At 45.1% G+C, this 12,957-nt stretch carries 12 protein-coding genes; 2 read left to right on the top strand and 10 right to left on the bottom strand.

The window, feature by feature from the left end; all coding sequences use genetic code 11:
- Positions 1 to 68: 68 nt before the first annotated feature.
- The 4 genes from AC3CID_RS07160 to AC3CID_RS07145 form a co-directional block, all read right to left on the bottom strand.
- Positions 69 to 1,499, bottom strand: coding sequence for an aminotransferase-like domain-containing protein (locus AC3CID_RS07160; protein ID WP_488527185.1), 1,431 nt, complete (start codon positions 1,497 to 1,499; stop codon positions 69 to 71).
- A 218-nt stretch (positions 1,500 to 1,717) separates the two neighbouring features.
- Positions 1,718 to 3,178 (bottom strand): lytic polysaccharide monooxygenase, encoded by a 1,461-nt coding sequence (locus tag AC3CID_RS07155; protein WP_488527281.1) that lies wholly within the window; start codon positions 3,176 to 3,178, stop codon positions 1,718 to 1,720.
- Positions 3,179 to 3,547: 369 nt separating this feature from the next.
- Positions 3,548 to 3,907, bottom strand: a complete 360-nt coding sequence (locus AC3CID_RS07150) for a DUF6559 family protein (protein ID WP_488527184.1) — start codon at positions 3,905 to 3,907, stop codon at positions 3,548 to 3,550.
- Between the two features lie 168 nt (positions 3,908 to 4,075).
- A complete protein-coding gene (locus AC3CID_RS07145) occupies positions 4,076 to 4,999 on the bottom strand; it encodes a LysR family transcriptional regulator (RefSeq protein WP_488527183.1) in 924 nt (307 codons plus the stop codon).
- Positions 5,000 to 5,183: 184 nt separating this feature from the next.
- Between AC3CID_RS07145 and AC3CID_RS07140 the strand changes: the two genes are divergently transcribed.
- Positions 5,184 to 6,119 (top strand): NADP-dependent oxidoreductase, encoded by a 936-nt coding sequence (locus tag AC3CID_RS07140; RefSeq protein WP_488527182.1) that lies wholly within the window; start codon positions 5,184 to 5,186, stop codon positions 6,117 to 6,119.
- Positions 6,120 to 6,145: 26 nt separating this feature from the next.
- On the top strand, positions 6,146 to 6,559 hold the full coding sequence (locus AC3CID_RS07135; RefSeq protein WP_017090921.1) for a RidA family protein: 414 nt from the start codon (positions 6,146 to 6,148) through the stop codon (positions 6,557 to 6,559).
- Positions 6,560 to 6,612: 53 nt separating this feature from the next.
- Here AC3CID_RS07135 and btuD read toward each other — a convergent pair whose 3' ends face one another.
- The 6 genes from btuD to cobU all read right to left on the bottom strand — a co-directional run bounded on the left by btuD (position 6,613) and on the right by cobU (position 12,956).
- A complete protein-coding gene (gene btuD / locus AC3CID_RS07130; protein WP_488527181.1) occupies positions 6,613 to 7,371 on the bottom strand; it encodes a vitamin B12 ABC transporter ATP-binding protein BtuD in 759 nt (252 codons plus the stop codon).
- Positions 7,358 to 8,353, bottom strand: a complete 996-nt coding sequence (btuC, locus tag AC3CID_RS07125; protein ID WP_004734896.1) for a vitamin B12 ABC transporter permease BtuC — start codon at positions 8,351 to 8,353, stop codon at positions 7,358 to 7,360. The genes btuD and btuC overlap by 14 nt, the downstream gene beginning before the upstream one ends.
- Positions 8,354 to 8,486: 133 nt before the next feature.
- Positions 8,487 to 9,515: a succinylglutamate desuccinylase gene (locus AC3CID_RS07120; protein WP_065205363.1), complete on the bottom strand. Its 1,029-nt coding sequence runs from the start codon at positions 9,513 to 9,515 to the stop codon at positions 8,487 to 8,489.
- 278 nt (positions 9,516 to 9,793) lie between these two features.
- A complete protein-coding gene (locus tag AC3CID_RS07115; protein ID WP_488527180.1) occupies positions 9,794 to 11,590 on the bottom strand; it encodes a M3 family oligoendopeptidase in 1,797 nt (598 codons plus the stop codon).
- A gap of 136 nt (positions 11,591 to 11,726) precedes the next feature.
- On the bottom strand, positions 11,727 to 12,344 hold the full coding sequence (cobC, locus tag AC3CID_RS07110) for an alpha-ribazole phosphatase family protein (RefSeq protein WP_171314555.1): 618 nt from the start codon (positions 12,342 to 12,344) through the stop codon (positions 11,727 to 11,729).
- Positions 12,345 to 12,353: 9 nt separating this feature from the next.
- Complete coding sequence (gene cobU / locus AC3CID_RS07105; RefSeq protein ID WP_171327312.1) at positions 12,354 to 12,956, bottom strand: bifunctional adenosylcobinamide kinase/adenosylcobinamide-phosphate guanylyltransferase; 603 nt, start codon at positions 12,954 to 12,956, stop codon at positions 12,354 to 12,356.
- Between the last annotated feature and the right edge of the window lies 1 nt (position 12,957).

Here is a 12,957-nt window from a genome sequence, read left to right as displayed (position 1 = left end):
AAACTAGAACAGATTGATTGTTAAAAAACAGAACAGATTTACTTATTAGACGAACGACTGGTCAGAGTTTAGCTGCAACTATTGGCTTGCAATTCCATTGTCTGAATCAAGCCGCCTAGTGTTTGAATGGCTTCTGCTATTTTGTCGTCACAAGCGTACGAACAGTTGAGACGAATGTGATGAGAGAACTTCTTGTCACTACTGAATATGATCCCTGGCGCGACAGAGATGTTGTGTTCAAGAGCTCGCTCATAAAGTTTCTCAACACAAACAGAGTGAGACAATTCTATCCAAAGGAAGTAACCGCCTTGGCTTTTATGAATCAGAGCACTATTCGGCAAACTGGATTCTAGAAGTGCTATATGCGCTTTCTTCCTTTCATTCAGCAATTTACGAAGCTTTTTAAGATGATTATCATAGCTGTAAAACGTTAGGTAGTGAGACAAACCGAGCTGAATAGGAATACTGCTGGAGAGTGTCGATAGGTGCTGTAATCGTTGAATCTTTAGCGCTTGTTTACGTGCCACTACCCAACCAATTCGAAAGCCGGGCGACAATGATTTGGAAAACGAACCACACAACATGATTTGCTCGCCAGTGTCATAGGCTTTAGCAGGCAATGAGCTTTGATTACCGACGTGAAGTTCTCGATACACATCGTCTTCAATCATCGGGATCTTATGTTGATTCACCAACTCGGCCAATCGCTGCTTGTTGCTATCACTCATCGAATAGCCAACCGGGTTTTGCGACTCCGTCATGAACCAACATGCTTTGATGTCCATTGAAGCGAACACCGACTCCAACACATCCAAATCAATCCCTGTTGTCGGGTCTGTTGGAATCTCAACAGCAGTGAGGTTAAGCCTTTCAATGGTCTGCAACACACCATAGAACGCAGGATACTCTATCGCGACTAAGTCACCCGGCTCGGTACAGGATTGTAGGCATAAGTTAAGTGCCTCCATCGCCCCAGAAGTAATTACAATATCGTCAGGTAGGACGTTCAAGCCTTGAACTTGATAGCGTTGGGCAATTTGTCTACGAAGTGTTTCACTGCCTGGAGGCAAGTTGGTGAGCATGCTGTTGTCGGGCATTTGGCGGCTTGCATTGGCTAAACTGCGCGACAAAGCTTGATGCGGAAACAAAGCAGGATCTGGGAATGCCGAGCTAAGTGGAATGATGCTAGGGTCTTTGGCACGTTGGAGCACATCGTAAAGCAAATCACTGATTTTAACGGGATACGGCTTGATGGCTTTTTGTTGTGAGAGTTCTGAGGTGAACAGATTTCTACGTGGTAACACGAAATAGCCAGACTTGGGTTTTGAGCGCACATAGCCTTGATCTTCAAGCTGCTGATAGGCTTGCAGTACCGTCTCGATACTGAGTTTATAGCGCTTACACGCATCTCTAATTGATGGGATCTTCTCACCACTCAACCAGATGTTTTGCTCTATCTGATTCTTGATTGTATTGGCGAGTATCTGTGATTTTTTCATCAAAAAGTCTTTTCTATCTAATGTGTAAAAGATTACTAAACCGTGGATATTCGAAGTGCTCGGACATTCAGGTATAACAAAGCGCTACCCTAAACGCAATTACCTTTAGCGTCGACTTGTTTATTTCCCCCATAAGAAAAGGCACCACACTCATCAATCGAGTGTGGTGCCTTAGTTACATAGATACTTAGCTACTTTAGTTTAGTTTAACTAGCTGACTAGTTAGCTGGACGCCACACGCCCCACTGATCATTTTCGTAGGTCGCTTTAGGGTTTGTACCACCTTGAATCCACCACTGTGCTTTCCAAGACTGGTTCGAGTACGTTACTACTTCACCGCCTAGGTAAGTCGCTGAAGAGTCCCAAGTGCCATTGTCTGGGTCAGGAGTCGGATCTGGATCCGGCGTTGGATCTGGGTCTGGTGTTACGCCACCGTCATCAGCAATTACTTCAAAAGTGAAGGTTTCAACACTGTCGCTTTCAATCGAGCTAGCCATAAACGATAGAGTTTCGTTTGCAGTGATGCCAGTGGTATCAACTACGATAGAAGCCGTGCCGTTATTTTGAATGCTTACTGAAGAGCCTTGTGTCTGAGTTAGATTTGCCGCTTCGCTTGTTGCAATCACAACTTTGTCGCCAGCATTCACTACGTTGTCACTCTTCACTAGCTCGTAGATGTCGCCTTTCAATGGTTCAACACCGCCGTCGCCACCATCAATCAGCGTTAACTGACCAGAAGCACGGCTATCTTTTGAGTTAAAAAAGTTACGTGAAGGATCGTTTTGGAAGTACATGTAGTGCTGCATTTCAGCGTGCCAGTCACCAATGAAGATCGCGCCATCTTTGAACTCTTCATGCCAGCCGTTAATTTCTGAAGCCAACAAACGAGCCCAATCGTTAACGTTTGAAGCGTCGATAACGATATCGAAGCTACGCGCTACTTCACCGTACTTGTTGATGATGTCGTATTTAACCGTATCACCAATTTCTGGCGTACCAAACTGGTCAGAAACAAACAGGTCGCCACGGACTAGATCAGGCTCAGGACCTGGCTCTGGTGGAGGGGTTGTACCACCCGCGATAGTGATGTCAGAACAGTTGTAGAAGCCTTCACCCGCGGCATCGTCACGTTGCCAACGTACGTATAAGATTGCGTCGCCAGAGCGGTCTGAAGGAATCGTCACGTTGATACGGTATTTGCCACCGCTTACAGGTACATTCCCCACTTCTTGGATAAGATCTAAGTCCCCCCACGCTAGGCCTTTGCTCAGGTCTGCGTTTGGTTTCGTTAGGTAGAACTCCCAGAAAGAAGGGTTGTGTGGCGCTGTCGCATTGAATACATATTCAAATGTACCTGTGCTTAGCTCGGTTCGAGTCCAGCCTGTATGAGGTGCACCCATGCCGCGTTTTTGCGAATCATTGGCGTAACATAAAGTGCCGTCAGGAATCGCCGCTTTTACAGCATTGATGTTGTTGAAATCTTGGATATTTTTCGCGTACTCGTTACGTTGAACGAACGGGTATGAACCAGAAATATCTTTTGCTTGAGCACATGCAGCATTTGGTGGTGTACCTGACCAAACCCCGCCTTGCTCGTAACACGTGTTCTGACGTGCGCTTGGAAATTCAGACCAACCATGAGCGTTTGCCACTGACGGCACACTCGATAGCATAGCCATACCTACTGCTACTTTTAGAATATTATTATTTATTGTTGTCACTTTCCCACTCTCTATTATTTTACCCTAAACACAAAACCAATTGGTTACTAACCAACCAGCACTGTCATTCGAAGGTTTATAGTTTCTGACTTAAAGAACAACGAAAAATATATACGTCAATTTTATCAATAACAGCGGGTTTTATATTGATAGGAATCAGCATCACACAACTCAAACAAATGCGTTGTAGATAGATGATGTTGCTTCGAATTATGACATTTCAGTATTCTGTGTTGATTGAGGGAACATCATTCAGAATGAATAAAAAAGCGGCTTAATGATTAAGCCGCTTTGGGGATATAAAGGCGTTAGGTAATAAGAAGATATTTAATAACGGCTATGCATACCCATACGATGTGACATGTCATCGTCCATACGACCGCCTTTCCAACCGCCGCCACCCAAAAGATTGAGCACATCACGCGCGGTGTAATTCTCGCCGCCGAAGAAATCATTAGACACATCATTACGTAACAGCTGGATAGTGGGAACCAATTCAACATCTAAATCTTGTGGATCAGCAAACAAAGCCAATGCGATTAGTTGTTGGCGCTTACTCAATTCACGAGAACTCGTTTCTACCTGACCAATCGAGAAAAAGTCACGGCTTCCATAGCTCTTTACCAACCTTGCAGACAGTAGCTTAATAACCTTTTTGATCCTTCGTCGCTGAATATATCTAAACACTCTAATTCCCCTTCCAATTTACAAATATCACATCAAGTGTTGTTCAGATTTGAGCAACACTTAGAATGTCACTCTTTATGACGATGCTCAATATATAACGTCAGTAATATACTGATTAACAATGCGAAAAAGCAATTTCGAGACGAATACTCTTTGCACCGCTTCTCATTAAAACGGACCAAAAAGTAAATTCTTAGGTAAACCATGGTTCAGAACACTAAGCACTTTCTCACGCAACCATAACGTACCTTGGTCACGTTGATGGCGCACATGCCAAGACATCGAGATGGGCCCCGGCGGCATGGTGAATGGCGTTTTCTTAATCACCAGATCTCCTTTGCTCACGCTCTCCAATATTATCGGTAATGGAATCGTCGTGATCATGTCAGTATTGATTAACAACCTAGGTATGGAGTAACAGTGGTTCACCGTCATGGCGATGCGCCGTTTCATTCCCTTCTGTCCTAGTAGCATGTCTACCCCGCCTGTCGCCTCACCTGATAACGAGAGCAACAAATGATCAGCACTAGCAAAAGCACTTAGCGATAGCTCTTCACTAGCCAACGGGTGATCGGCACGCATTGCGCACACAAAGTGATTATCAAATAGATGCTGAGTTTGTACTTGAGCTGAGTTGCCTTCGAAGTAATCCAAGACCATATCGACATCGGCACTGAGCAATAACTTTTCTCCATTGACGTTGTAAGGTACGGCGTGAATATTAACGTCAGGCGCTTCACGCTCTATTCGTTGCTTTAACGGCAGCCAAAACAGATCTGCCATCCAATCTGTGGTTGCGATTCTAAACGTGCGCTTTAACGTCGCAGGATTAAACTCATCACGCTCAGTTGCAATCCGTATTGCCTCTAACGGCTCACCAATCGTTTCCCACAACTCGACGGCGTAAGGGGTTGGGCGAATCCCTCTTCCTTGTTTCACGAATAAAGGATCTTTCCAAGCATGGCGCATTCGAGAGACTGCGTTCGATACCGACGGTTGCGTCATCGACAATCGTTCTGCGGCCACGGTAATCGAGCTTTCCTGCATGATTGCATCAAAAATAACCATTAAATTCAGATCGACATTCGCCATCTTACTTGCCTAATTACACAGGGAGTTAGTGAATGAGTATCGACAAACTCATCATATTAATCAATGCATATTATACCAATCATCAATTAGACGATAAGTAACAAGTTGGGCAAAGTGAGTTCCACAAGCAGATTAACCCGCTGTTAGAAAAACAAATCAGATGACTCACTTATAAGGAAATACGATGAAAGCCGTGTATTTAGAAGAGTATGGAAGTGCGCAGAACTTAACGTTCGGCGATATAGCTAAACCCACCATCACCCCAAATCAAGTGCTGATCAAAGTACAAGGCGCGGGGGTAAACCCTGTCGACTGGATGGTAAGAGAGGGATTCTTAGAGTCTACTGGTCAACATGAAATGCCACTCATTGTTGGCTGGGATGCAGCAGGACAAGTTGTCGAAAAAGGCAACAATGTAAGCAACCTCAAACTTGGGGAGCAGGTCTATGTATATGCGCCCATTTCTGAACAAGGCGCCTACGCCGAATATCTTGCTGTCGATAGTGATTTAGTAGCAAGAGCGCCCAAGTCTCTCGACATCGTGACCGCTGCAGCAGTGCCATTGGCCGCAACAACAGCATGGCAAGCACTTGTTGAAGGCTGCCAACTCAAAGCCGGTCAACGTGTCCTTATTCACAATGCATCCGGAGGTGTAGGTAGCTTTGCGGTTCAAATAGCGAAAGCGCTCGGTGCTTATGTTATCGGAACAGCATCATCTAGCAACAAAGCCTACTTAATGGCTTTAGGGGTCGATCAATTCATCGATTACCAAACTCAACGCTTTGAAGACCTTGTTGATGAGTTAGATGCTGTGCTCGTCGCTGTTGGGGGTGATGGCATCGCGGAGCGTTCACTCGAAGTCGTACGAAAAGGTGGCAACGTAGTTTCACTATTAGATGACATTGAAAGCGCATTACCACTGCAACTAGGCGTAAATTTTCAACGTTGGTGGGTTTCACCCAATGCCAGAGATCTACAACGTATTGCTGCTTTAATTGATGATGGCGTAATTAAAGTGAACATCGATAAGGTGTTCCCACTATCTAAAGCCGCTCAAGCACACGAGTTAAGTCAATCGAAACGTGCTCGTGGCAAAATCGTATTGGAAGTTTCGCTGTAAACACTATCAAGTAGAGAGGATATAAAATGGCCATTAAACAAGCTTTTCGTAATAAGAACCTACCCGATATGAGCAATGCGTTTAGTTGGGGACTGAAACTAAGTGAGTTCAGCGAAGTATTCTTTGTAACAGGACATGCTGACTGTAACCCGGACTTTATTACTCAACACCCTAATGATCCTGTTGCTCAAACACGATTGATTTTAGACCAAATGAAGGCATTCTTAGAAGAAGCTGGCTTTAGTGTTAACGATATTGTCAGGACAGATTGGACATTTACCAACGAAGTAAACTCTGATCAATTCGAAGGCATTGCTCATGTCTGGGAAGAGTTTTTAGGGGATGTTGAAGTAAAACCAGCGACAGGCACGTTGCGCTATGTTCAGCGTTTAGGGATGCCAGATATGATGGTTGAATATGAGATGATGTTAGCCCGATAACTGCCGAGCTTTCCAATCCTAAGATTCAACCGTCTTACCCAAACGATAAAGGCTTAACCAAACAACAGATAAGTTTGATTATCGACTGAAATACTTTTGACTTCAGTGTTGAACACGGACTCTAGCTGTTCAGGCGTAAGAACTTGTTCTGCACTACCTGATGCTTGAAGTACGCCTTTGTCGAGCAACAACACTTGGTCTGCATGTCTTAAGGTTCGGTTCAGGTCGTGGTTAGCCATAATAACCGCAATGCCCTTCTCAGCCACTCGTTCGATAAGCTTATACAGCAACGCTTCTTGAGCAATATCCAACGGAGCTGCAGGTTCGTCTAGGATCAGAAGCTTTGCGTAAGGATTAAGCGTCGGCCAAATTTGCAGGCACATGCCCGCTAAACGAACGCGTTGCCATTCACCACCAGACAGTGTCTGAATTGAACGATGGAGTTTGTCTGTGATGTCCAACATCTGGCTGATTTCGTCCAAAGCTGCGTTGATTTCAATATCAAGTCCGTGTGATGAACTTGGCAGTGACAACGCAAGGTACTGGAACACTTCCAAGTTGAAGGCAGGTCTTGCACTTTGACAAAGATAAGCACGATGCAATGACAAGTCTTGCAGTGATAATACTGACAAGTCTTGTCCGTCGAGGTTTATATCACCTTTGTAGCCATCACCAACGCCAGATATCGCTTCTAGTAAGGTACTTTTGCCACTCCCATTCGGGCCGATAACGTGAGTCACCTGCCCTTGCTTGAGATCAAATGATAGTGGTAATAGACGAGCGCCGACGCTCAGGCTCTTAATTTGAATCATGATTTTTAATTAACATCCAAATGAAGATAGGCGCACCGATACTGGTGGTCATCACACCCAAGGGTAGTTCTGCTGAATCTAGTAAAGTTCTTGCACAAATATCAGCAAATACAAGCAATGCTGCACCGGCAACGGCAGACAAAGGAAGAAGGTATCGGTTGTCAGTACCAATCGCTAAGCGCAACAAGTGTGGCACAACCAAGCCAACAAAGCTGATCACGCCGCCTAAGGCAACCGCGCAGCCGACTAAAATAGACACAGCGAAGATCAAGCGCCAGCGTAATCTCGGAACGTTCACGCCTAACTGTGCAGCATGAGTCTCGCCAATCATTAACTTATCTAGCTTACTACCTTGCAGGCACAACCAAATAATCACGGGGATCATCACTAAAGTGAGCGAGTGTTGATACCAAGTAACGCCACCTAAGCTGCCCATCAGCCAATACATCAGTAAACGAAGACTAAGGTCATCACTAAAGTAGAAAGCCCATGTCACCATCGCGCCAGAAAGAATACCTAGCGCCACGCCCACCAGCAATAATTTGGCCGTAGTCAGTCGCATCGTTTTGACCATGCTCACCAGAATAACGGTAAAACAGAGTGAGCCTAAAACGGCGGCAATCATGAACAGTTCTGGAGTCGGAGCAAACGGCAAGAAGAACAGTACAATAACCATCGCCAAACTTGCGCCACCAGAAATGCCGAGCACACCTGGCTCTGCTAATACGTTACCCAATAAGACTTGTAAGCTTGCGCCAGATACAGCTAACCCTGCCCCGATCGCAATCGCTGCTAATAATCGAGGTAAGCGTAAATCAATCAGAAGTTTTTGTTCTAACGTGGACAATGTGCCCAGAGGGGAAATGAAAAGATCGCCAACCATTAGGTAAATCGCACTCAGCGCGACAAGCAGTGCTGCCATCAGATAAATGGCTCGGGTCCATTTGCGCTGTTTTTGGTGAAGAAGTTGTTGGAAATCCATATCAAGCTACTTTGAAATTGTTCGCGTAACCTTACCTGTATCCCTAAATAAACTCAAGGCTCACACCGTAATGTGAACCTTGATATTTCAACCAGTTGAGTAGTTGTTTTAGTCGATTAAACCCGACTCGGTATTAATCGTACACAAGCTGACCGTGGTCGAATCGCGTTTCAACTTCGCACACCATTAAGGCCGCTCGTTGACCGATAGCCACGTTTCGATTCGGGAATACCACGGCTTCGTTTTCATTCTTCGCCATCAATGGCTTATCACCATCATGACCAAATACTTCACCGTGCTTGAACGCGGTAAAGTTCTCTACAGAATCAGAGAACATGAAATCAAAGTCATCGTGCAAACGAACAATAGTGCGGCTCACACGATACATGATAGTTCGCTTAGGCAGATGCTCAGGCTCAGCTTCAGCAATCAAGTTACGCATTGCCAAATCAAAAGCAGTGAGCTTATCAAGTTGGTTCTCACCAATTTTCGCGACCTGACCCAATTCCATTGTCAGTGCTTGCGCTTCAAAGTTTTCAGCGCTGTACCAACTGAAGGTGCTCGTTGGTGCATTAGAAAGCAACACAGCTTCAACGTGGGCACTGTTGATGAAATCGAAAAGCTCTTTATTACGTACTTCGTGGCGAACCTTAGGGCTCACCGCGAACGAGTAATGCTTAGACAAACGGATTGCGCAGTGCAGATCTAAGTGCCAACGAGTGGCAGGTACCGTTTCCTTGTAAAACTCAGTAACCAAGAACTTCAAGTTCTTCGCGATATCCACTTCTCGATTACTCTCGTGCTGTTTTTCATCAAACAGACGGTTCATATTCACATCAAGAAAACGAGTATGCGCATTGGTTGCTTCTGGGTGAGCAATGATGAACAAACATCTTGCTGTCACTACTTGGAAGCCTGTTTCAATATCCTCAATGAGCTTATCAATCAGCTCCATTGGTGAAGTTTCATCGCCATGAACACCTGTTGAAAAGATGATGTTCTTAGTTTCAGAATTATACTCAGCGGGAATCACTTCCAATACACCGCGTTGATGAAGCTTAATTTGAACACCGTTACTCAGTACGGTCTGTCCTGCAACCACTTCTTGCTCAAGATCTAGGCTGTCAAAAAGAAATGATTGGCGAAAGAGGGTCTTCGTCATGCGTTACTCCTTAATTGCACGGCCGTATGTTAATAAATTGTACATAGAAATTGTGTTGCTAGGATCGCACTTATCAATAGAAACTCCGTTATCACTCACAAATACTACCCATATATTTTTATATTACCTGCTGGCTTTACTAACCGACATCTGTTCCAAATAACTTTCTCTAATTAAAGTAACTTTGGGTCGTCTCAGCTTTTCTCAAGTTATCTCAGCAAGATAAGAGCCACGTAAGCTAACACAGCTCTGACTTGCTATGAACAGATTGAGATCAATTAATCTTCCTGATTCAGCAATCTTTCGAATTCATCGATTTGAACTTTGACCATGTCGATACTTTGTTGCCAAAAATCTGCTTGAGTCAGGTCCATTCCGAGATGCTTTTGCACCACTTCTTCGGCCATCATGCTACCGGTATCACGAAGCAATGACACGTAATCGCCGTAGAATTGCTCACCTTTCGCATCGCGCTGAGCGTAAACACCTTTACTGAACAGATAACCGAACAGGTATGGATAGTTATAAAAGCTCACTTGAGAGATGCTGAAGTGCAACTTGCTCGCCCAGAAATAAGGGTCGGCTTCTGTCATTGCATCGCCGTACCACTCTTTCCAAGTTGTTTCCATCAAGTCACACAGCTGCTGAGCCGTGAGCTCGCCTTTTTCACGCTGCTCGTAGAAGGCTTTCTCAAACTCAAAACGAACGGGAATGTTCACCATTAATGCCAAAGAAGAAGAAAGCTCTTCCCACAGCATTTCAAGTTTCTCATTGCGTGTTTGTGCTTGTTGTAACAAGTGGTCACGAACGATGTTTTCAGCGAAGATTGAAGCGGTTTCTGCTAGCGTCATTGGGTAGCGAGTTTGACACAACGGCATGTCTTTCATCACCCAGTTGTGGAACGCGTGGCCTAGCTCGTGCGCCAATGTCATTAAGTCTGAGCGGCTACCATTCCATGTCATGAACACAAGCGGGGTTCGTGTAGCAGCAAACTTGGTGCAGTACGCGCCTAAACGTTTGTTGGCTGCTGGTGCGGCATCAATCCAACCGTTCTCAACCATTAATGCGACGAAATCAGCCATCTCTGGATTTACTTCAGCGAAGGCGGTTTTAATCACGTCGATCGCTTCATCAAATGGATAAACCTTAGATTCGCTGTCACCCAGTGGTGGCATCGCTGCTAAATGGTTCCAAGGCTTCATTTCATCGAGCCCGTGAACTCTTGCCATTAACAGGCCTGCTTTCTGGCCTACTGCTCGATTTGCCTTTGCTACCGACATCATGGTGTCTAGCGTTTCTGGCACAATGCGGCTGCCGTGTAGGCTTGGATCTAGGAAATGTACGTCGCTTATCTTCGAGCGCTTCTTGTTTTCAGTCAGTCGCCAACCCGCCAATGCATTTAGGATCGAAGCAAAAGACTCTTGATGCGTTTTCATCGCGCCTTGAACGGCGCGCCATGCAGGTTCTTGTTTGCCGAATTCGCTGCCGTACAACAGGCTCGCGGCTTGTGAAAAACCTAGAGCTTCATCTTCACCGTCCAGCTTTAACGACAGTTTCAATGAACCCGTCAAGTTGTCGTACAAACGTCCCCATCCATCGCGGCCATCAACCTTCATCGCCGCTAATAACTGCTCTTCAGCAACACTAAGGCGACTGCTCGACAATTTGCGTGAGCTTTCAATAGCAAAGCGCTGCCCTGCTACATCGGCACTGTCATGCTCTAATACGGCATTCACAAATTCAGGTTCTGCGTGAATTAACGTGTCTTCATAAGGGCTGAATGCTTGAGACATTTCAGAGTTCAGCTTCGCTACACGACCAAGTAGTGCTTTGGCTTCTGTGTGCGTCGCGTCTACCGATGCGTGGCAATTAGCGAAGGTGTTGATCGTGCTCAGTAACGTGCCTGCCGCTTCAGAAGTTTGAATGGCGTTTTGCATCGCTAGGATAATATGACGCTTTTCAACATGCAGGTACAACAGTTCAATACACTGTTGAATCAGTTCGATGTCTTGTTCGATTTTTGCATCATCAAGATCGCGATAAGCAATGCTTAAATCCCAACTTGGAGTTGTCATGACTAAATTCCTTTCACGTAGGTAGTAATACCAATCTGGTATAACGGCTGTAAACGCCGCTTTATACTTCTAATTACTTTTAATACTTCTAATATTTTTAGTAGATTGTTAATTCTTAAACTGTATTTTTGAACACTCAGAGAACAGGTAGCCCTATCGCTTTAACGCTGATAAAGCTCTGCGCAAACTGAGTGACTTGAATATGGGTTATCGACGCATTCTCAATCGAGAGCTTCGAGTACAAGCTCGGGTTTTTCCAATCAATATCAAGGCAATGCGCTAATAACATTCGAATTACGCCACCATGAGTAACCAGCAATAGATTGTCACTTGGATCATTCAAAAGTTGCGACCAAGCTTGAGTTACTCTGTTATGGAAGCTCTGTAAACTTTCCGCACCAGTCAGTTGATGATTTGCGGGATCTTGCCAGAAAGTATCTAGCATCGCCCACTTGTCTTCAAGTTCATCAAATGCGACCCCGTCAACTTCACCAAAGTTCATTTCTTGGAAATCTGGTGCAACAGACAGAGGCACCGACATGCGTTGTGCGTATAGGTTTGCCAAGTCACTGCATCGTCTTAATGGTGAGGTAATAACACCATCGAAAGCGACATCATGCTCAGCCAACGCATCATAAATCCGCTGTTGAATATTTGGATTAACCAACACGTCAGATAAACCATTCAGTGCTGCTTTCCCTTCAACCTTGCCGTGTCTCAGCAAATAGATGTTTTTGGTTGTTCCATTGACCATGTGCGCGACCTAACCCTGAGTATCAAGCGATTGATTAGATGGTTTTAAGTGCAGTGGCAATCCGGCGGCTATCAACGTAACTCGTTCGACAACGCGAGCCAATGCTTGGTTCATTCGCCCCGCATTGTCGACAAACAAGCGCGACACTTTACCCAGAGGTACCACACCTAAACCGACTTCGTTAGAGACCATGATAATTTGCGCAGGGCTTTGCTCTACGCTTTTGACCAAGACTTCAACCACGGCTTCAACCTGGTCATTGGTTGCATCATCACCCAGTTCAAAGATGATGTTGTTCAACCACAATGTTAGGCAGTCAATCAGCACCACATCGTCTTTCTCAAAAGACTGAAGTGTTTCGGCTAACTCGACGGGTACTTCATGCTCAATCCACTGCTCGCCACGACGTTGTTGATGGTGAGTGATTCGTTCTCGCATTTCATCATCAAGATATGTCGCTGTCGCAATATAATTGAGGCGTCCATTTGAACATGCTTCAAACGCACATAATGCTTGTTGCTCTGCAAAACTCGACTTGCCAGAACGAGCCCCGCCCAATACCAGATGGCTGTTTCGCTGGCTTGATTGAATTGTTTGATTTGTGTTTGTCATA

Source organism: Vibrio sp. QJM3NY_21, from assembly GCF_057785975.1.
This window is presented reverse-complemented; position numbering and strand designations above follow the sequence as displayed.

Bases quoted from the DNA above. Each gene is read 5' to 3' on its own strand.
- AC3CID_RS07160 (WP_488527185.1), bottom strand. From the start codon at position 1,499: ATGAAAAAATCACAGATACTCGCCAATACAATCAAGAATCAGATAGAG.
- btuC (WP_004734896.1), bottom strand. From the start codon at position 8,353: ATGGATTTCCAACAACTTCTTCACCAAAAACAGCGCAAATGGACCCGA.
- AC3CID_RS07120 (WP_065205363.1), bottom strand. From the start codon at position 9,515: ATGACGAAGACCCTCTTTCGCCAATCATTTCTTTTTGACAGCCTAGAT.
- AC3CID_RS07140 (WP_488527182.1), top strand. From the start codon at position 5,184: ATGAAAGCCGTGTATTTAGAAGAGTATGGAAGTGCGCAGAACTTAACG.
- cobU (WP_171327312.1), bottom strand. From the start codon at position 12,956: ATGACAAACACAAATCAAACAATTCAATCAAGCCAGCGAAACAGCCAT.
- AC3CID_RS07115 (WP_488527180.1), bottom strand. From the start codon at position 11,590: ATGACAACTCCAAGTTGGGATTTAAGCATTGCTTATCGCGATCTTGAT.
- AC3CID_RS07155 (WP_488527281.1), bottom strand. From the start codon at position 3,178: ATGGCTATGCTATCGAGTGTGCCGTCAGTGGCAAACGCTCATGGTTGG.
- btuD (WP_488527181.1), bottom strand. From the start codon at position 7,371: ATGATTCAAATTAAGAGCCTGAGCGTCGGCGCTCGTCTATTACCACTA.
- AC3CID_RS07145 (WP_488527183.1), bottom strand. From the start codon at position 4,999: ATGGCGAATGTCGATCTGAATTTAATGGTTATTTTTGATGCAATCATG.
- AC3CID_RS07135 (WP_017090921.1), top strand. From the start codon at position 6,146: ATGGCCATTAAACAAGCTTTTCGTAATAAGAACCTACCCGATATGAGC.
- cobC (WP_171314555.1), bottom strand. From the start codon at position 12,344: ATGGTCAATGGAACAACCAAAAACATCTATTTGCTGAGACACGGCAAG.